Genomic DNA, 19,111 nt, shown 5'->3' with positions numbered 1-19,111 from the left:
TCTTCATCTATTTAGAACTTCCGCTTATTCTTGGACTATATTTCGAGTCCTTTTCGAGGAAGCGGCATGACGACGACATTGATCATACCCGGATATAGGGGATCGGAAACCGGCCACTGGCAGCGCCAGTGGCTCCTGGAAGATCCCCAGGCGAAAATGGTCGAGCAGGAGGATTGGGAGAACCCGGTCCTTTCCGACTGGCTGCATGTGCTGGAGGCTCATCTGGCCGAACATCCGGGTGCGATCCTGGTAGCTCACAGCCTCGGCTGCGTGCTGGTCTCCCATCTCGCAAACCGTCCTGCCGCGGCGCATGTCGCCGGCGCCCTGCTGGTCGCGCCGGCCGACAGCGAAAGGATGGCGCGCCAGGATGCGAAATTCGCGAGCTTCGCTCCCCTGCCCCGGCGCGAATTTCCCTTCCCCTCGATCGTCGCGGCCAGCCGCAACGACGACTATATGAGCTTCGCCAAGGCCGAGGCACTGGCGAATGTCTGGGGATCGGGCTTGGTCGATCTCGGCCATGCCGGCCATATCAACCCGGCCAGCGGCTTCGGCTACTGGCCGGAAGGCATGATCCTCACCTCATCCTTCCGCCAGCGGGTGCTCGTCGCGGCGGAATGAGACGCACTTGAAGCGCTTCACTCTCGATCAGAACACCGGCGTTGGACAGCGATGGCCTTATGTCCGCCCCGCTAATGAAATGGCGATGTTCCGGAATGGGTCCTCGGGTCAAGCCCGAGGATGACGCCGTTGGGGAGGGAGGTAGCTAAATGGCATACATTATGACTGACATTTTGTTGACTATCTGGCGAGCGCAACGGCGGAAAATGAGCGGTTCCCCCCTCCAATCCGTCATCCTCGGGCTTGACCCGAGGATCCATTCCGGAACGGTCCAAACGGAAAACCGCGGCGCAGTTTCGGCATCTACCCATGCGCCCTGCGCTCCAAAACATACTTCAGCAACAGCGTCACCAGCGCCATGAAAGCGAGCGTCGATGCGGCGGCGAAGGCGCCGACGGTGTTGTAATCGTTGAAAAGCTGCTCCACCTGCAGCGGCAATGTGCTGGTCTTGCCGCGAATGGCGCCGGATACGATCGACGTTGCGCCGAACTCGCCCATCACCCGCGCATTGCAGAGCACCGCGCCGTAGAGCAGCGCCCATTTGATATTGGGCAGGGTGACATAGAAGAAGGTCTGCAGGCCCGTCGCGCCAAGCGAGATCGCCGCTTCCTCATCCTCATTGCCCTGCACCTCCATCAGCGGAATGAGCTCACGCGCGACGAACGGACAGGTCACGAAAAGGCTGACCAGGAAGATCGCCGGAACCGTGAACATGATCTTGATGTCGTGCGCTTCCAGGAAAGGTCCGAGCAGCCCCTGCGAGCCATAGAGGAAGAGATAGATCACGCCGGCGACGATCGGTGAGACGGAGAACGGGATTTCGACGAAGGTGATGAGCAGGCGCCGGCCCGGAAAACGGAACCGTGTCACGGCCCACGCGACGCAGATGCCGAAAACCATGTTGATCGGCACCACGACAACCGCGGTCAGCACGGTGAGCCCGATCGCGTGCAGGGTCGTGGGTTCGGTGATTTCGCGCCAGAACACCTCGATCCCGCTGCCGAAGGCATAGGCGAAGACCACCGCCAGCGGCACGCCGAGAAAGAGCGCCGAAAGCACGACCGCCAGAAGGATCAGCGCCACCTGCCAGAAGCCGCGCTTCTTTTTTCGTGTGCGGGCCGCCTGGACGGAAGGGCGGCCGACCGCAAGACTAGCTGCGCTCTGCATATCGTAACTGCCAGGCCTGGATGAGATTGGTGGTGAGGAGCATGAGGAAGGCCACGATCAGCATGACCATCGCCAGCGCCGCCGCCGACGGATAGTCAAACTCGTCGAGCCGGATGAAGACCAGAAGCGACGTCACCTCCGTCTTGAACGGCAGATTGCCGGAGATGAAGACGATCGCCCCGAACTCGCCGAGGCTGCGGGCGAAGGAGAGCGCCGAACCCGCGAGAAAGGCGGGGAAGATCATCGGCCAGATGACGTGGCGGAACACCTGCCAGGGCCGTGCGCCGAGCGTTTGCGCCGCCTGCTCCACATCATCGGAGAGATCCTCCAGCACCGGCTGCACGGTGCGGATGACGAAGGGCGCGCTGGTGAAGGCCATGGCGATGGCGATGCCGAGCGGCGCATAGGCGACCTTGATGCCCAACGGCTCGAGATACTGGCCGAACCAGCCATTACGCGAGAAAACGGTGACGAGCGCCAGGCCGGCGATCGCCGTCGGCAGGGCGAAAGGCAGGTCGACCAGCGCATCGATCAGCCTTTTGCCGGGAAATTCATAGCGCACCAGCACCCATGCGATGAGAAGACCGAAGCTGGCATTGATCAGCGTGGCGATGGCCGCGGTGCCCAGCGTGATGCGATAGGTGGCGAGCGCGCGCTCGGAGGTGACGATCGACCAGAACTCCGCCCAGCCGAGGCTTGCCGTCTTCAGCACCATGGCGGCGAGCGGCAGCGCCACGATGATGATTAGATAAAGCAGCGTCACACCCATGGTGACGCCGAAGCCGGGCAGGACGCTTTTTCTGGTTTTGAATGGGTTAGAAAACATGGTCGATCAATCACTCGCCATTTCCACCGATCACCCCCCTCTGGCCTGCCGGCCATCTCCTCTCAAGGGGGGAGATCAGCTGACACGACTTTCTGTCTACATCTGCAAGGTTGGCGATTGGTGCCAACCTCTCATGAAGGGTAATCTCCCCCCTTGAGGGGGGAGATGCCCGGCAGGGCAGAGGGGGGTGGTGGCTAAATTCTCACCTTGCCGTAAACAACTGATCGAGAATCCCGCCTTCGGCGAAATGCTCCTCGGTCGCCTTTTTCCAGCCGCCGAACTCGTCCTCCACGGTCACCAGACGAACCTCGGGGAACTGGTCCTTGTACTTGGCTTTGATCGTCTCGTCATGCACACGGTTGAAGTTCTGGGCGAGGATATCCTGCCCTTCCGGCGAATAGAGATAGTTCAGATAGGCTTCCGATACCGCGCGCGAGCCGCGCTTGTCGACGACCTTGTCCACCACCGTCACCGGGAATTCCGAGAGAAGGCTGATGGGCGGCACAACGACCTCATACTGGTCCTTGCCGAGTTGCTTCTGCGTGCCCAGCACCTCCGCCTCGAAGGTGATCAGGACATCGCCGATGCCGCGCTCGGTGAAGGTCGTGGTCGCGCCGCGCCCCCCCGTGTCGAAGACCGGCACATGCTGGAACAGCTTGGTGATGAACTCGCGCACCTTGGCGTCGTCATTGTCGAAGGCTTCGCGGGCATAGGCCGTCGCCGCCAGATAGGTGTAGCGCGCATTGCCCGAGGTCTTCGGATTGGGGAAGATCACCTGCACGTCGTCGCGCACCAGATCGCCCCAGTTCTTGATGTTCTTCGGGTTGCCGGCGCGCACCAGGAAGGCCGGCAGCGAATAATAGGGCGAGGAATTGTTCGGCAAGCGCGACTGCCAGTCGGCCGGAATGAGATCGCCCCTGTCGTGCAGCACCTGCACATCCGTCACCTGGTTGAAGGTGACGACATCGGCCTCCAGGCCCTCGAGAATCGAGCGGGCCTGCTTGGACGATCCTGCGTGCGACTGGTTGACCGTGATGTCGTTGCCGGTCTTTTCCTTCCACGCAGCCGTAAAGGCCTTGTCGATCTGCTCATAGAGCTCACGCCCGATATCGTAGGAGACGTTGAGGATCTCCTTCGGCTCTTCGGCGCGCACGGGTCCGGCGCCGAGCGCCAGAGCCACCGCCGCATATAGAATAATTTTCTTCATTGACTGCATCTCCACGGGCACGCTTGCACAAAAGCCGCCTCATTTCATGAAAACATGGAAAAGCAATCTAGTGCCGCACACAGCAAAATCAATCTAAATCATTGATTCGCATATATAAACTACGATATCGGCCGATCGCGAAATGTCTGTTATCGATACCCCCAAAAATGAGGGCATTTTTTCGGGTAAACCTGCAAGGAGAAGCAATCGATTTCATGAACGGGAAGCGGTGGACAAAAGAAAGGCTGGAAAGAGCTTGCTCCATCCAGCCCTGACGCGGGGCCACATCACCCGCTAACTGCCCATCCGAGCCTTCAGCGCCTCATCCGGCGCAATCGCCTCGGCCGATCGATCTTACCAGAAGCCGCGCTGCTTCCAGCACCACAGCACGTCGTCCTGAGCGCGTTCGATCCTGCGCTTGCGCCGTGCGGCAATCTCGTCGGTATTATGCGCCATGGCGAAGAGCGGCCGTTCCAGGCAGGCCAGAGCCCGTGCGAAGAACGCGGTGACGGGGAGCACGCTGAGTTCGTATAGACGTGTCATGCCAACCTCCTTACGCCGGCCCGAAGGCCCGGTTGCCGCCTCAAGAAATTGCCCTGCTTTCGCCACACAGGTCAAACTTTCCTTAAATGATGGAGGCTTTCCCCGGATTGTCAATAAGGCGGTCGTTCTGATGGTATATAAATACGATATATATTTTGTGATAATGCGCGGAAGCCACAGTTGGGACGAAAAAGCCCCAGTGATCGGACGGAGGGGAGTAAGGGAACGGAGCCTGATTCCTCCGAGGAGGTCCACCCTATTCCCTACTACTCCGCCGGTGAAATCTGCACGCCGCGCCTGCGGCGCGGCCGCGACCGGAACATGCGGACGCCGAGGACCGTGGTGACGATGGCCAGAACGGTGACGCCGGCGGTCAGCCACACCCAGGCATCGCCATTCATATGGGCGAAGATGCCGGCGCCCTTGCCGGCCAGCCAGCCGGGAGCGAACATCACCGGCGCCCAGACGGCGGCGGAAAGGATATTGGCCGTTTGAAAGCGTTTCTGGTCCATCGACATCATGCCGGCGACCAGCGGAACCGTGCAGCGGATGGGACCGAAGAAGCGGCCGAGAAAGACCGAAGCGAAGCCGTAGCGGCGGAAATAGAGCCTGGCGCGGGCAACGCCCTGCCGGTGCCGGTTGAGCGGCCATTTGTGGACGATGCTGCGCCCGACCCACCAGCCCAGGAAATAGGAGATGATGTCGCCGATCACCGCGCCGATGATGGCGCCGAGAATGACGGAAAAGGGTTCGATGATGCCGGCCCCGATCAGCCCGCCGATCAAGAGCATTACTGGGGTGGCCGGAATGAACATCCCGATCAGCGCCAGCGATTCGCCGAATGCTATCACGCCAACGATCGGCCCGGCCCATGCCCCATGCGCCGAGATGAAATGCCCAAGCTCGCCCAGAAAACTTTCCATTGAGTTCCCTACACCATCAACAAGACACTAGCTGACAGAGTTTAAGGAACTGTACAGCGGTTTTTCGAAAGCCGCGGCGGATCCGCCGCGCTTTGCGATTGTTGTCTTTCTAATTGTGGCAGGCAAGGATCAAATATTGATGACAGGATCATGCCCCCGAGCCTGACGCTTTTTCCGACCTACCGCTTTCGTATTCGCCATATGGCGATCGGATGGGACGCTGGCAAGCGCGGAGAAGGAATAGATCATCATTCCCGCCGGTTTCTGCAAAATTGCACGATTGAAGGCTAGACAGGTGCGATGAGTGCGGTTATAGAACCGCTCACTTCGACGGCGCAGCGCGCTGGACGAGGCGGGTGATTAGCTCAGTTGGTAGAGCAGCTGACTCTTAATCAGCGGGTCGTAGGTTCGATCCCTACATCACCCACCAAACCATCCCAATGGTTTGCCGCTGATATCTAATCTCATTTCTATACAGTTTTGTGATGGTGCCGGATCATCGGCCGCCACAAATCGAAGTCTTTCGCTTAGCAGCTTGATCCCCGCCATCGCAACTGCCTCGACGGCGCAGAATGGCGCAATTCATGAAAGCTGCTCTGTGTGGCTACAACCCCACACCAGCGCCATTCAAACGAACAGCATGCCTTCCGCCACCTTCACCGCCGATCCGCCGATGCGCGCGCCCGCTATGCGCCGGTTTTCGATATCCATTTCCAACCTGATGCGCGAAGGCCGCCCCATCTCCATGCCCTGCTCGATCCATAGCTGCGCCACGCCATCCACGGGCCTATCGAAATGATGGATTGCGCCGGCAAAGGCGGCGACGGCCGAGCCGGTTGCCGGGTCCTCATAGTGATTCCCGCCCGTCACGAACATGCGCGCATGGAAATCGCTGTCGAAAAGTCTGGTTTCGCGGCAATAGACATAGATCGGCAACTGCCGCCCGTTGACCACCGGCAGGTTTTCCCTGACGAAAACGGTGTCCACCGAGATCTTGGCCGCCGTGATCAGATTGTGGACGGGGACGAGCAGATAGGGGACGCCGCCGCTCCACACGCTCGGCACATGATTCTCGAAGCCGATCTCATGCGTGCCGACGCCGAGCGCCGCCGCGGCGACTTCCTTCTCCACCTCGATATCGAGCTTTTCGGCCAGGCGTGGCAGGTCGAACTCGGCAAAGGCGCCCTTCTTCGAAAAGCCGACGCCGCAGCGCACCACGCCGATCTTCTCCTCCAGCGCGATCAGCACGTTCGCATTCTCCCCCCCGCCGCGCCTGGCCGCCAGCGCAATGGCCGTGCCCACCGTCGGATGGCCCGCGAAAGGCAGCTCGTAATCCGGCGTGAAGATGCGGATGGCAGCCGTATGGATGGGGTTCTGCGCCGGCGTGACGAAGACCGTCTCCGAAAGGTTGAACTCGCGCGCGATCGCCTGCATGCGCTTCTCGTCAAGCCCTTCGGCATCATGGACGATCGCCAGCGGGTTGCCGCTCAGCGCGTCGCCGGTGAACACGTCGAATATTTCGTAGGCCCGTCCCGAAGCCGTCTTAACATCCATATGTCATAATCTCCGTCACTCCACGGTGCACCAGCATAGACATGGGGAAGTCGGACACAATCGATAGTTTCCTGATATTGTCATTAGCTGAAATGCCAATCGGCGAAGGCCCGGACATAGCTCGGCGTCGCCTCCCCCATCTGCCCGGGTCCGCTCACCTCGATGATCCGGTCCAGTTCCGGATCATCCTGGCCGGCGAGATGCGCCTCGATACGGGCGATCAGCGTCGCCGCGTCGTCAGTGAAGCGGTAGCGGCGAAAGAGCGCGATGCTGCGATTGCCCGTCACCAGGTGGATTTTCGCCTCCTGCTCGGCATGTGACAGATCGAGACCGGTTTCCTCCTGCACCTCGCGCCGGTTGTTACGGTCATAATCGACCACGCCGTCAACGATGTCGTTGTCGTCGATGGAGCCGGCCGGGAAATAGATGCGGCCGCCGCCGGCATTATGCGCGGCCATGCGCGCGGCGATCAGGCGATTGTCCGACGAAACCACCACGCCGACGCCGAATATATGCCAGGGCCGGACAGTCTCGGGGTCGCGCCGCCAATAGAGAAGCGTCTCATAGAGCGAGCGAACGAAATCGGCGCGCAAGGTCCCGTCGCCGATATGCGCATGAGGCGCGAGATAGAGTTCGCCGTTGAAGAGATTGGGATTGGCCGAAACTTCCTCATGCCAGTTGCGCTCGATCGCCGCCTTGTTCTTCACGGCATAATCCAGCGCGCCCGGCACGACGCGCACCTCGACGCGATCGATCGGAAAGACCGTGTTTTCGGGAGTTTCATCCATCGTCAAAGAATATCCAGCGTCACGGCAACCGGGCAATGGTCGCTGGCCTTGGGCCTGTCCCAGCCGGTTCTGGGATAGCGATCGACCGCCTGCCCCTCCGGGAAGATCGTGCGCCAGGGCTGGCCCCGGCGTATAATATCCGGCAACGCCTTGGCGTTCCGGCGGCTGAGCGCCGGGGATGCCAGAATGTAATCGAGCTGGCAGAGATGGCGCTCCTGCGGACCGCGGGTGTGATAGAGCGTCCAACGGTCCATCACCGGGCGGCGCTCCACCAGATTTTCGGCGAACCCATCCTGCAGCAGGATATCGACCGAGCTGGCCTCCTCCCTCACCGACTCGAAGCCATAGCCGTTCACCTCGTCGCCGCTTATCACGATGCGCTCGCGATAATCGTTGAAATCGCCACAGATCAGCCAGCGCTTGTGCGGCGTGCCCTCGCGCCCGAACTTGTTCTCGATGATCCGGCGCACGGCCTTCGCCTCGGCAATGCGCACCGGCATGGTCGCCATGCGCCCGTCGAGCCCGTTGCGCTGCCCCGCCATCGATTTAAAATGGCAGACGAACAGCGAAAACGGCCTGCCGCCGACACGGATGTCGATCTCAAGGCAATCGCGCTTGAAGATCCGCTCATGCGGCTCGATGCCGAGCGTTGCCAGCTCCGGATCGTAAAGGCCGAGATCGGCATAGGTCAGATGCGCGTGGCTGGTCATAGAGACGAACTCGATCGGCTGGCCGTCGCGCGTCTCCTCTCGCATCATCACCGCCACGTCGATGCCGCGGCTGTCATTGCCGTCGATCAGGTATTTTTTGCGATAGCCATGCCCGACCATCTTGAAGAGATAGCCATATTCGAAGGCGTTGAGCGCGGCGAGATTGTCCACTTCCTGCATGCAGATGATGTCTGCACGGGTATCCGCGATGGCGAGCGCCGTCATCTGGCGGGTATCGTCGGCATAGGCGATGGCCCGCGCCTGCTCGAGCAGCTTGTACTGCGCCTCGTCCTTTATCTCGAAGAGCTGCAGGCTGCGATCCTGATGCAATTCGTTCCGGAAGCCCGAAAAATCGAACCGGTGCATCAGATTTTCGACATTGAAGGTGGCGATCGTGAGGGACATGCGCGGCGGAGTGTTGCCCGCTCCGCGTCAAATGACAAGGCCCGCCAAAAAACTTTCACAATCAACCGACGCAGCAGCCGACGGGGTGGAAGGCAAGGACCGGCATCCCCCACCTCCGTCATCATCGGACTTGATCCGATGATCCATTCCGGAATGCCGGTGCAGCGCCCGCATTTCAGACCATGGATATGGTTTCGACGGTCCGGAATGGATACTCGGGTCGAGCCCGAGTATGACGCAACTGGGATGTATTGACCCCATCACCAAGGTCGCCATCACCTCCGTGCCTGTCGCCGGGACACGGAAACGCTGCTTCTGCTAGAGTCTGCCAGAACTCAACTGAAACGCAGATAAGAGAAAGTGCGTAAACCTGCCGTCATTCTCGGGCTTGTCCCGAGAATCTGCCATAAGAAAAAGATAAGCGATTACCGTCCTGACAGATTAAGCTGCGGTAGATTCTCGGGACAAGCCCGAGAATGACGGCCAGACGGGCGTCGCTTCAAGCCAGTTCTGACAAACTCTAAACGTTGAAACGTTCTATACCCAGAAACCATGTCGGAAGCAGCACCTCCCCCGTTTATAGATGCATCCCTCGTTCGCCAATTGATCACGACGCAGTTTCCAGGATGGGGAAACCTGCCGATCACTCCTGTCGAGCCGGGTGGCTGGGACAACCGCACCTTTCGCTTGGGGGATCGCATGTCGGTTCGCCTGCCGAGCGCTGCCTCCTACGCCGCTCAGGTGGAGAAAGAACATCGCTGGCTGCCGCAACTTTCACCCCACCTGCCGCTGCCGATCCCGGTACCCCTTGCCAAGGGTGTGCCGACCGAGGCCTATCCCTGGCATTGGTCTGTCTATCGGTGGATCGAGGGTAGACCGGCCGCCCCGGAGCAGGTCGCCGATCCCTGTCGGTTTGCCCTCTCGCTGGCCGGGTTCCTTCAGGCGCTTTACCGGATCGACGCCGCCGGCGGCCCACCGCCCGGAAAGCACAATTTTCATCGCGGAGGCCGCCTTGCGGTCTATGATGGCGAAACCCGCGCCGCCCTTGCCGCGCTTGGGACCCACATTGATACGGCCCTGGCCGAGGACGTATGGGCCGTAGCGCTGAACTCGCAATGGCAGCATGGTCCGGTCTGGGTCCATGGCGACATTGCCTATGGCAATTTGCTCGTCGAGAACGGCAAGCTCTGTGCCGTCATCGATTTCGGCAGTTCGGCAATAGGCGATCCGGCATGTGATCTCGTCATCGCCTGGACGCAGTTTTCCGGCGAAAGCCGTGAGGCGTTTCGCGCCGCGCTTTCCCTTGATGACGAGACCTGGTGCCGCGCGCGGGGTTGGGCTCTGTGGAAAGCCCTGATTACGGCTTCGGGGCATGACGGCAACCAGCGCGAAGTCGGGAAATCATGGCGGGTCATTAAGGAGGTGCTGGCCGATCATCGGCAGCACCATGCCGGATAAAGCCTCACCAGCGCGAAACTGACACTGGCCACGATCCCATTACCAAGACTGCCGGCAGCACAAGATAACCGGTGGCCAACAGTCAATCATTGTTTGGCACCATCATGCCCGGACCCTATATATTGCCGTGAAGGATGAGATGATGGATATGTTCAGAACACTCGGAACGGCATTCCTGGCGGCAAGTTGCCTCTTCCTGGCCACCTCCGCCGCCTCGGCGATCGAAATCCGCCAGCAATCCGGCGTCCAGCCGCTGCGGCCCGAGGGCCGGCTGATCAATGGCGGCGTCGCCGGCAGCACCCGCTCCGATCCTGCGGCACGAAAATGTTATGGTTCGACGCTTTGCCGCGAGAGCGGCACCTACTATTCCGAGCAGGGCGTGCTGCATTACAGGAACAGCGATCCGATCGAGCAGCGCCAGCGTTCGCCCGGCGTCAGGGCCCGAGGCGCCACGCCGAGCATAAACCACATCCAGTGGTGCCAAAACCGCTACAATTCCTACAGAACGTCCGACAACTCCTACCAGCCCTTCGCCGGCAGCCGCCGGGCCTGCTCTTCGCCGTTCGGAAGTTAAGGGAGTAAGGGAGTAAGGGAGTAAGGGAGTAAGGGAAACAAAGTCTGATTCCTCCGAGGAGGTCCCACCTATTCCCCTATTCCCCTATTCCCTATTCTCTTAGTTCTTCGCCTTGTCGACCAGCGCGTTCGACTTGATCCACGGCATCATGCCGCGCAGCTTTTCGCCGACTTCCTCGATCTGGTGCGCGTCATTCATGCGGCGGATGCCCTTGAAGCGCGATGCGCCGGCCCGGTATTCCTGCATCCAGTCCGAGGTGAACTTGCCGGTCTGGATGTCCTTGAGGACGCGCTTCATCTCTTCCTTGGTCTCGGCCGTGATGATGCGCGGGCCGGTGACATATTCGCCCCACTCGGCGGTGTTGGAGATCGAGTAGTTCATGTTGGCGATGCCGCCTTCATAGATCAGGTCGACGATCAGCTTCACCTCGTGCAGGCACTCGAAATAGGCCATTTCAGGCGCATAGCCGGCTTCGACCAGCGTCTCGAAACCGGCGCGGATCAGTTCGACCAGGCCGCCGCACAGCACCACCTGCTCGCCGAACAGATCGGTTTCGCATTCCTCGCGGAAATTCGTCTCGATGACGCCCGACCGGCCGCCGCCTACGCCGCAGGCATAGGAGAGCGCCAGATCATGCGCATTGCCCGAGGCGTCCTGATGGACCGCGATCAGGCACGGCACGCCGCCGCCCTTCTGATATTCGCCGCGCACCGTGTGGCCGGGCCCCTTCGGCGCGATCATCACCACGTCGACAGTCTTCTTCGGTTCGATCAGGCCGAAATGCACGTTGAGGCCATGGGCGAAGGCAATCGCCGCGCCGTCACGGATGTTATCGGCGATGTGCTCCTTGTAGATATCGGCCTGCAATTCGTCCGGCGTCGCCATCATCATCAAATCGGCCCATTTGGCGGCGTCCGCGACACTGACCACCTGAAAACCATCGGCCTCCGCCTTCTTGGCGGTGGCGGAACCGGGACGCAGCGCGATGCGGATATCCTTCGCGCCCGAATCCTTGAGATTCAGCGCATGAGCGCGGCCCTGGCTGCCATAGCCGATAATGGCGACCTTCTTGGACTTGATCAGGTTGAGGTCTGCGTCGCGGTCATAATAAACGCGCATGGGGTATTCCCTTCCTTGTGTTTCCGCCGGCGTCCTTCCCGGCCGCCGTCTCTGATGTTGCTCCATAAAGAGCGAAAAACTGCTGCGTGGCGCGCTCGGCATCCCGGGCGATCGCCGCTTCTGTCAATTCCAGCCGGTCGCCGAGCAGGAGCCGGATCTGCATGTCCCGGACGACCAGCCCGAAGAACGTGCGGAATGCTTCATCCGTATCCTTGAAGGAGAGGAGACCCGCCTCGCGGCCGATTTCGAGCACCGGCTTCAAGCGCCTCGCCATGGCGAACGGTCCGTTCGTGAGCACGATGGCGCCGAGATCGGACTTGCCGGTTGCCGCATGGGTGATGGCTATGCGATTGAGCGTCACCGAAATCTCGCCCGAGAGAACGGTGAGCCAATCGCGCGCGAAACCTTCGAGGCTGGTGAAGAGCGACTTAGCATTGAGCCCTTCCCGCGTCACCGGCGCGACCCGCACCTTCGACGCCTGCCATTGCACCGTTGCGGTCAGAAGCCCATCGCGGTCGCCGAACCATTTGTAGAGCGTTTCCTTGGAGCATGAGGCGCGGCGTGCGACCCCGGTCATGGTCAGCGCGTCGCCGCCCTCGACGAGCAGGCCGAGCGCGGCATCCAGCACATCCTTCTGACGCGCCGTGAGCGTGTCGTCGCTGACTTCCACCCTGCCCTGCACTTTTGCTCTCGCTCCCACATGCGACGGCGTTAACCCGCGCCGTTTCTACCGTACCGTACGTTACGGTTCGGCAATATGTCGAAAACACCCGCTTGATGCAAGGCTTTTCGACCCCGTTGAAATTGAAATTCGGCAAAAAGTAGGGAGAATGCGCGCCATAAACGGCAGGATCAGCCCTGCCACCGAAGGTGTTTTGGAGAATCACGATGGCCTTATTTGTTCCGCGTAAACTTTCCCATGCAGTGCTCGCCAGCGCTCTGCTGCTTGGCTCCGCCGCCCCCGCCTGGTGCGCCGATTCGATCGAGCCGCTGCTCGGCCTGATCGCCGAACGCAACGCCATCGGCGATCAGGTCGCGTTGAGCAAATGGGAGAGCGGCAAGCCGGTGCAGGATGCCGCCCGCGAGGCGGTGGTGCTATCAGGCGTGCGCGAGCAGGCGCCGGAGCATGGGCTGGACCCGGACGATGCGGCGCGCTTCTTCGGTATGCAGATCGAATCCAACAAGCTGGTGCAATACCAGTTGCTGGATGAGTGGCGGCTGCGCGGCAACGCCCCGGACGAGCCTCGCCCTGATCTCGCCGCGTTGCGCAAGCGTCTGGACAAGCTGCAGGCGGATATGCTGGACGCGCTGCAGGCCAGCGCCCCGGCGCGAAATGCGCCGGACTGCCCCATTTCGACCGCGCGCGCCGTAAAAGCCTATGTGCAAGCCCATCAACTGGATCAGGTCCACCAAATGGCGCTGATACGCAGCCTCGGCGATTTCTGCCGCTGACGAATAGCAGCGCGCCCCTCAGATATTGACCTGGGTACCCACCTCGATCACCCGTCCGGTGGGTATCTGGAAATATTCCGTGGCGTCCGAGGCCGTGCGTGCCAGGAGGATGAAGAGCTTGTCCTGCCAGAGCGGCATGCCCGAATTGGGCGAGGCCTTCAGCGAGCGCCGCGACAGGAAGAAGGAGGTCGTCATGATATCGAACGGCCAGCCAAGCTTGCGGCAGAGCGCCAACGCGCGCGGGATATTGGGCTGCTCCATATAGCCGAAAGTCAGCGTCACCTGCATGAAACGTTCGTTATACTGGGATATCCGCGCCCGGTCGGCGGTGGCGACGCGCGGCGTCGGCGCCGTCACCACCGTCAGGATGACATTGTTCTCATGTAGCACCTTGTAGTGCTTGAGGCTGTGCATCAGCGCCGTCGGCGCGCTCTTCAGGTCGCTCGTCAGGAAGACCGCCGTCCCCGGCACGATGATCGGCGGCTTCTTCGCCATCTGGTCGACGATCAGGCTCAGCTCCACCTCGCTCTTGCGGGTCTTCTGGAAAAGCTGGCGGCTGCCGCGCACCCACGTCACCATGACCACCATCACGATGGAGGCCATCAGGATCGAAACCCAGCCGCCCTCATGCACCTTGGCGATGTTCGCGCTGAAGAACACCAGATCGACCAGGAGAAAACCGGCGATCACCAGACCTGCGACCGCCATCCGCCATTTCCAGATGCGGTTCATGACGATGAACAATAGCGAACTCGTCACGATCATGTTGCCGGTGACGGCGATGCCGTAGGCGGAAGCAAGCTTGGAGGAGCTTCCGAAGCCGACCACCAGCAGGATGACGGCAATGCCGAGCAGCAGGTTGACGCGCGGAATATAGATCTGGCCGAGCAGCTTTGCCGATGTGTGCTGGATCTCCAGGCGCGGCAGCAAATTGAGCTGCACCGCCTGGCGCGCCAACGAATAGGCCCCGGTAATGACTGCCTGACTGGCGATGACGGTCGCGGCCGTCGCCAGCAGCACCATCGGTATCAGCCCCCAGCCGGGTATCATCTCGAAGAACGGGTTCGCGGCGGCCTTGCCATGCGACAGGATGAAGGCGCCCTGCCCGAAATAGTTGAGAAGCAGGCTCGGAAAGACGATCCACAGCCAGGCGGTGACGATCGGCTTGCGCCCGAAATGGCCGAGATCGGCATAAAGCGCCTCGGTGCCCGTAACCGCCAGGAAGATCGCGCCGATCGTCGCGAACGCGGTCGTCGGGTTCGTCACGAGGTAATATACCGCATGATAGGGATTGATGGCGACGAAAACGCCGGGATCGTCGAATATGTGCCAGAGGCCGGACAGCCCGAGCGACAGGAACCACACCGCCGTGATCGGCCCGAAGACCGCCGAAACCTTCGCCGTGCCGAAACGCTGGACCGAGAAGAGGGTCACCAGGATGACGATCGTCACCGGCACGACAAAGGGTGTCAGTGCGGGCGTGATGACCTCCAGGCCCTCAACGGCGGAGAGAACGGAAATGGCCGGCGTGATGACCGCGTCGCCGAAGAACAGCGCTGCGCCGCATATGCCGATGCCCAGCACGAAATTCGGCCGCCGGCGAAAGCTCGAGCGCACCAGCGCCATCAGCGAAAGGATACCGCCCTCGCCATTATTGTCGGCGCGAAGCACGAAGAGGATGTATTTGACGGTCACGATCAGCGTCAACGCCCAGAAGATCAGCGAGATGACGCCGAGAATATCCGATCGCGTCAGTGTTCCGTCGCCGGTCGCCGCGTGCAGACCCTCGCGGAAGGCATAGATCGGGCTGGTGCCGATATCGCCATAGACGACGCCCAGTGCACCCATGAGCAGAACGCGGAAGCTGTCGCCCTCATGCCCGCCATGCTCGGTCATTCCGTTCTCGGGACCGGCAGTTCCGGCATCGAGCGCACCACCGTTCTGCACGTTGCTCATGACTGGCACCTCGCTGCCTCAACTACCCGCCCGCATCCGAACACCATTGCCGGGCGCACCGTTCCTGAGGACATGGGCGGATCGAGTAGCCACATCGCATCGCAAAGACAAATGCGGATACTGCAAGGCTTGCAGTAAAATCATGCGCTTGGCGAATGCCTATGACGGTTCAGCAACGACAGGACGGGACCACCTGTGCCTGCACGATTTCATGGAACACCCTAATATTTTGAAATGTTGCTTGGTTAAGGAATTATGGAGTGGCCTCCAACGCCTTCAGGAAGCGCCTGATGGTAACCGCCATTCCATGCTCCATCGCGTCGGCCGTTAGACCGTGACCAATCGAGACTTCCGCAAGCGCGGGGATACGTTTGGCCAATGGCGGGATGTTTTCCACCGTCAGATCATGGCCGGCATTGACGTCGAGCCCCAGGGCTAACGCCGCATCGGCGGCGGCGCCGAGCTTGCGCAATTCCTCCGCCGCGGCCTTCGCCGAGTCATAAGTCGCGCCATAAGGCCCGGTATAGAGCTCGATCCGGTCCGCTCCCGTGGCTTTTGCCGCCGCCAGTCCCTTCGGATCGGGATCGGCGAAAAGCGACACCCGGATGGCGCGCTTCTTCAGGCGCGCCACGATCGGCGTCAGGAAATCGGCCTTGGTCTCGAAATCCCAGCCATGGTCGGAGGTGGACTGGGTCGGATCGTCGGGCACCAGCGTCACCTGTTCCGGCTCGTATTTTTCAACGAGATCCAGGAAATGCTCCGTCGGAAAGCCCTCGATATTGAATTCGGCGCCGGGGAATTCATCGTCGATCAATGCCCGGATGTCGCCCAGATCGGAAAAGCGGATGTGGCGCTGGTCGGGACGCGGATGCACGGTCAGCCCGGCCGCGCCGGCATCGAGCGCGATTCGCCCCATGCCTGTAACGCTCGGCCACGGCAGGTCGCGGCGGTTGCGCAGCATGGCGACGGCGTTAAGATTGACGGAAAGTTTTGCAGTCATACTAGGCCGACTCCTGAACGGAAGCGATGATTTTGCGTTATAGAGCAAAATCCTGAAAAGTAGGAACGAGTTTCCCCGGGAAAATAGCAGCCGCCCGGCATTCCAAGGCGAGGCATGACATGAGGCCAGAAACCACCATTCCCGTCGTCCGTCGGATCCCGACCAACCGGGACGACGCGTTCGCCTTCACCATAGAAGGCCATCTCTCCAGCGCCGATATCGAGAATGTCTACGGCCTCCTCGAAGCCGCCTATGAACAGCACGACAAGATCGACCTTCTGGTGCGGCTCGACGGATATGAAGGCTTCGACTGGAACGCCGCTTTCAAGGACACGACGTTCGCCATGCAGACGCGCTCGCTCAAGCACATCCGCCGTTACGCCATCGTCGGCGGGCCGGCATGGGTCAATGCCTGCGTCGGCCTGCTGAAACCATTTCTTTCGATCGAGATGAAGACGTTCGATTCCGCCGAGGAAGCCGAGGCATGGGCCTGGATCGGCGCGGCGGAGGTGAGGGAGTAAGGGAGTAAGGGAGTAAGGGAGTAAGGGAGTTGGTGGCTGGTTCCTCCGAGGAGGTCCACCCTATTCCCCTATTCCCCTACCTGACAATCGTCAGCCGCTCCGCCGCCCTGGTGATTGCCGTATAGAGCCAGCGCTCGCGCGTATCGCGGAAGGCGAAGCTCTCGTCGAACAGCACGATCTCGTCCCATTGCGAGCCCTGTGCCTTGTGCACGGTCAGCGCATAGCCATAGTCGAAATCGTCGAAGCGCTTCTTCGTCTGCCAGGGAACTTCCGTATCCGGGTCCTCGAACTGTGCCTTCAGGAGCTTGATCTTGGCGACACCCCTGCCCGGCTCCTCGTCCTCCGGCGAGACGAGGAGGTTGATCCCCGGTTTCACCGTTTCACGCGATGCCGTCATCACCTTCCACAAGGAGCCGTTGAGCAGCCCCTTCGCCGGATCGTTCCGCAGGCAGACGAGTTTGTCGCCCGCCTGCGGGTAATCGGCGGTGAAGCCCTTCAGCTCGCGCAGGCGCTGATTGTAGCGCCGCCTTGTGCGGTTGGTGCCGACCAGCACCTGATCGGCGTCGAGCACCAGTTCCTGCGTCACATCGGCCTTGGAAATAACCTTGGCCGTGCCGTAGTCGCCATGCATGAACTCACGCCCCTCGCGCACGTCGAGCGCCAGCCGGATGATCGGATTGTCGCGCGCCTGGCGGTGAATCTCGGTAAGCAAGAAATCCGGCTCATGCTCGGTGAAGAACCCGCCGCCGGAAATCGGCGGCAGCTGGCCGGGATCGCCCAGGACGAGGATCGGCGTGCCGAATGTCATCAGGTCGCGGCCGAGCTGCTCGTCCACCATTGAGCATTCGTCGACGACGATGAGTTTTGCCTTGGCCACCGGGCTCTGCCGGTTGAGCGAGAAGGTCGGCGAAATGCTGGTCTTGCCGGTGGTCTCGTCCTCCACCGCCTCCTCGCCTTTCGGGCGATAGATCAGCGAATGGAGCGTGCGCGCGTTGGTCGCCCCCTTGGAGCGCAGCACCTGCGCCGCCTTTCCAGTGAAGGCGGCGAACTGCACATCGCCATCGACATGCTCGGCGAAATAGCGCGCAAGCGTCGTCTTGCCGGTTCCGGCATAGCCGAACAGCCGGAAAATCGGCTGGCGGCCTTCATTCAACCATTGCGAGACGGCCTTGAGCGCTGCATCCTGTTGGGGAGAAAACTGCATGGGCAGTCAATGGCAGGATTCTTCGTGCATGGGAAGGGAGTAAGCGGAAGGGGAGTAGGGAGTAGGGAGTAGGGAGTAGGGAGTAGAAGAATACTGCCCTATTCCCTATTCCCTTACTCCCCTATTCCCTTGAGCAATTCGCAGAATTGCGCGAGATCGACATTGCCGCCGCTGATGATCACGCCCACCCGCTGCCCCTTGAGCCGGGAAGCGAGCTGCCGCGCGCCTGCAAAGCCGAGACAGCCGGTCGGCTCGACCACCATCTTCATGCGCGAGGCGCAGAACCGCATGGCATCGACCAGTTCGCCATCCGAAACCGTCAGGATATCCTCGACGTCCCGCCGGATGATGGGAAAGGTCAGGTTGCCGAGCGCCGGCGTCTGCGCGCCGTCGGCAATGGTCTTCGGCGTCGCGATGCGGACGATCTGGCCGGAACGGAACGATTGCTGCCCATCATTGCCGGCTTCCGGCTCAACGCCGTAGATCTTGGCAAGCGGCGACAGCGCCTTTGCCGCCAGCGCGCTGCCGGCGAGAAGCCCGCCACCACCCAGACAGACGAACAGCGCGTCGAGTTCACCGACTTCCTCGAAGAGTTCCTTCGCAGCCGTCCCCTGCCCCGCGATGATATCGGGATGGTCATAGGGCGGGATCAGCGTCGAGCCCTGCTCTTCCGCCAGCCGCGCCCCGATCGCATCACGGTCCTCGCTGTAGCGGTCATAGGTGATGACCGTGGCGCCATAGCCCCTTGTCGCCGCCATCTTCGCGGCCGGCGCATCCTCCGGCATGATGATGGTCGCCGAAATGCCAAGCAGCTTCCCGGCAAGCGCGATCGCCTGCGCGTGGTTCCCCGAGGAGAATGCCAGCACGCCGGCCTTTTTCTGCTTCTCGTCGAAGCGCGACAGCGCGTTGAAGGCGCCGCGGAACTTGAACGCCCCGATCCGCTGGAAATTCTCGGCCTTCAGGAAGATCTCGGCGCCAAGCTCCCGGTCGAGGGTGCTGGACCGCATCACCGGCGTGCGATGCGCATGGCCATCGATGCGGCGGGCGGCGGCAGACACGTCTTCATAGGTCGGGAGGTTTTGCACC

The 19,111-nt window shown here is 61.2% G+C and carries 19 protein-coding genes and 1 tRNA gene; 6 read left to right on the top strand and 14 right to left on the bottom strand.

Annotated elements, in window-relative coordinates:
- The first annotated feature begins 66 nt into the window (after positions 1-66).
- Positions 67-618, top strand: a complete 552-nt coding sequence (locus ATN84_RS15195; protein WP_068882474.1) for an alpha/beta hydrolase — start codon at positions 67-69, stop codon at positions 616-618.
- A 303-nt stretch (positions 619-921) separates the two neighbouring features.
- Here the strand turns inward: ATN84_RS15195 and cysW are convergent, their stop codons facing one another.
- From cysW to ATN84_RS15170, 5 genes are all read right to left on the bottom strand, one after another.
- A complete protein-coding gene (gene cysW / locus ATN84_RS15190; protein ID WP_068882473.1) occupies positions 922-1,785 on the bottom strand; it encodes a sulfate ABC transporter permease subunit CysW in 864 nt (287 codons plus the stop codon).
- Positions 1,769-2,611 carry a sulfate ABC transporter permease subunit CysT gene (gene cysT / locus ATN84_RS15185; RefSeq protein ID WP_068882472.1) on the bottom strand — a complete coding sequence of 281 codons (843 nt, stop codon included), beginning with the start codon at positions 2,609-2,611 and terminating at the stop codon, positions 1,769-1,771. The genes cysW and cysT overlap by 17 nt, the downstream gene beginning before the upstream one ends.
- A 202-nt stretch (positions 2,612-2,813) precedes the next feature.
- Complete coding sequence (locus tag ATN84_RS15180; protein ID WP_068882471.1) at positions 2,814-3,818, bottom strand: sulfate ABC transporter substrate-binding protein; 1,005 nt, start codon at positions 3,816-3,818, stop codon at positions 2,814-2,816.
- A 354-nt stretch (positions 3,819-4,172) separates the two neighbouring features.
- On the bottom strand, positions 4,173-4,361 hold the full coding sequence (locus ATN84_RS15175; RefSeq protein WP_068882470.1) for a hypothetical protein: 189 nt from the start codon (positions 4,359-4,361) through the stop codon (positions 4,173-4,175).
- A 266-nt stretch (positions 4,362-4,627) separates the two neighbouring features.
- Positions 4,628-5,284 (bottom strand): DedA family protein, encoded by a 657-nt coding sequence (locus ATN84_RS15170; protein WP_068882469.1) that lies wholly within the window; start codon positions 5,282-5,284, stop codon positions 4,628-4,630.
- A gap of 354 nt (positions 5,285-5,638) precedes the next feature.
- On the opposite strand from ATN84_RS15170, the gene ATN84_RS15165 reads away from it, so the two are divergent.
- A tRNA-Lys gene (locus ATN84_RS15165) sits at positions 5,639-5,714 on the top strand.
- A gap of 197 nt (positions 5,715-5,911) precedes the next feature.
- On the opposite strand, the gene ATN84_RS15160 is transcribed toward ATN84_RS15165, so the two are convergent.
- The 3 genes from ATN84_RS15160 to ATN84_RS15150 all read right to left on the bottom strand — a co-directional run bounded on the left by ATN84_RS15160 (position 5,912) and on the right by ATN84_RS15150 (position 8,741).
- Positions 5,912-6,838: a PhzF family phenazine biosynthesis protein gene (locus ATN84_RS15160; RefSeq protein WP_068882468.1), complete on the bottom strand. Its 927-nt coding sequence runs from the start codon at positions 6,836-6,838 to the stop codon at positions 5,912-5,914.
- A gap of 83 nt (positions 6,839-6,921) precedes the next feature.
- Positions 6,922-7,626 (bottom strand): NUDIX hydrolase, encoded by a 705-nt coding sequence (locus ATN84_RS15155; RefSeq protein ID WP_068882467.1) that lies wholly within the window; start codon positions 7,624-7,626, stop codon positions 6,922-6,924.
- 2 nt (positions 7,627-7,628) lie between these two features.
- A complete protein-coding gene (locus ATN84_RS15150; protein WP_068882466.1) occupies positions 7,629-8,741 on the bottom strand; it encodes an endonuclease/exonuclease/phosphatase family protein in 1,113 nt (370 codons plus the stop codon).
- A gap of 552 nt (positions 8,742-9,293) precedes the next feature.
- Here ATN84_RS15150 and ATN84_RS15145 point away from each other — a divergent pair.
- Together ATN84_RS15145 and ATN84_RS15140 are read left to right on the top strand one after the other, a co-directional pair.
- On the top strand, positions 9,294-10,199 hold the full coding sequence (locus ATN84_RS15145; RefSeq protein ID WP_068882465.1) for an aminoglycoside phosphotransferase family protein: 906 nt from the start codon (positions 9,294-9,296) through the stop codon (positions 10,197-10,199).
- A 148-nt stretch (positions 10,200-10,347) separates the two neighbouring features.
- Positions 10,348-10,773, top strand: a complete 426-nt coding sequence (locus ATN84_RS15140; protein WP_068882690.1) for a BA14K family protein — start codon at positions 10,348-10,350, stop codon at positions 10,771-10,773.
- A gap of 99 nt (positions 10,774-10,872) precedes the next feature.
- Here the strand turns inward: ATN84_RS15140 and ilvC are convergent, their stop codons facing one another.
- Positions 10,873-11,892 carry a ketol-acid reductoisomerase gene (ilvC, locus tag ATN84_RS15135; RefSeq protein ID WP_068882464.1) on the bottom strand — a complete coding sequence of 340 codons (1,020 nt, stop codon included), beginning with the start codon at positions 11,890-11,892 and terminating at the stop codon, positions 10,873-10,875.
- On the bottom strand, positions 11,876-12,574 hold the full coding sequence (locus tag ATN84_RS15130) for a TetR/AcrR family transcriptional regulator (RefSeq protein ID WP_068882463.1): 699 nt from the start codon (positions 12,572-12,574) through the stop codon (positions 11,876-11,878). The genes ilvC and ATN84_RS15130 overlap by 17 nt, the downstream gene beginning before the upstream one ends.
- Before the next feature lie 206 nt (positions 12,575-12,780).
- Between ATN84_RS15130 and ATN84_RS15125 the strand changes: the two genes are divergently transcribed.
- On the top strand, positions 12,781-13,344 hold the full coding sequence (locus ATN84_RS15125) for a chorismate mutase (RefSeq protein ID WP_068882462.1): 564 nt from the start codon (positions 12,781-12,783) through the stop codon (positions 13,342-13,344).
- Positions 13,345-13,362: 18 nt separating this feature from the next.
- On the opposite strand, the gene ATN84_RS15120 is transcribed toward ATN84_RS15125, so the two are convergent.
- Together ATN84_RS15120 and ATN84_RS15115 are read right to left on the bottom strand one after the other, a co-directional pair.
- Positions 13,363-15,240 (bottom strand): potassium transporter Kup, encoded by a 1,878-nt coding sequence (locus tag ATN84_RS15120; protein ID WP_068882689.1) that lies wholly within the window; start codon positions 15,238-15,240, stop codon positions 13,363-13,365.
- Between the two features lie 313 nt (positions 15,241-15,553).
- The gene (locus tag ATN84_RS15115) at positions 15,554-16,300 is read right to left on the bottom strand and encodes a pyridoxine 5'-phosphate synthase (protein WP_068882461.1); all 747 of its coding nucleotides are present in this window, start codon (positions 16,298-16,300) and stop codon (positions 15,554-15,556) included.
- Positions 16,301-16,419: 119 nt separating this feature from the next.
- On the opposite strand from ATN84_RS15115, the gene ATN84_RS15110 reads away from it, so the two are divergent.
- A complete protein-coding gene (locus ATN84_RS15110; protein ID WP_068882460.1) occupies positions 16,420-16,821 on the top strand; it encodes a SpoIIAA family protein in 402 nt (133 codons plus the stop codon).
- 76 nt (positions 16,822-16,897) lie between these two features.
- On the opposite strand, the gene ATN84_RS15105 is transcribed toward ATN84_RS15110, so the two are convergent.
- Together ATN84_RS15105 and ATN84_RS15100 are read right to left on the bottom strand one after the other, a co-directional pair.
- Positions 16,898-18,025 (bottom strand): ATP-dependent DNA helicase, encoded by a 1,128-nt coding sequence (locus tag ATN84_RS15105; protein ID WP_068882459.1) that lies wholly within the window; start codon positions 18,023-18,025, stop codon positions 16,898-16,900.
- A gap of 113 nt (positions 18,026-18,138) precedes the next feature.
- Positions 18,139-19,110, bottom strand: a complete 972-nt coding sequence (locus ATN84_RS15100; RefSeq protein ID WP_068882458.1) for a threo-3-hydroxy-L-aspartate ammonia-lyase — start codon at positions 19,108-19,110, stop codon at positions 18,139-18,141.
- Position 19,111: the final 1 nt, after the last annotated feature.

Origin of the sequence: Paramesorhizobium deserti (genome assembly GCF_001558695.1) — a bacterium.
In the GTDB taxonomy this organism is placed as follows: domain Bacteria; phylum Pseudomonadota; class Alphaproteobacteria; order Rhizobiales; family Rhizobiaceae; genus Paramesorhizobium; species Paramesorhizobium deserti.
Note: the sequence above shows the minus strand (reverse complement) of the source record. Positions and strands in the feature narration are given on the sequence as shown.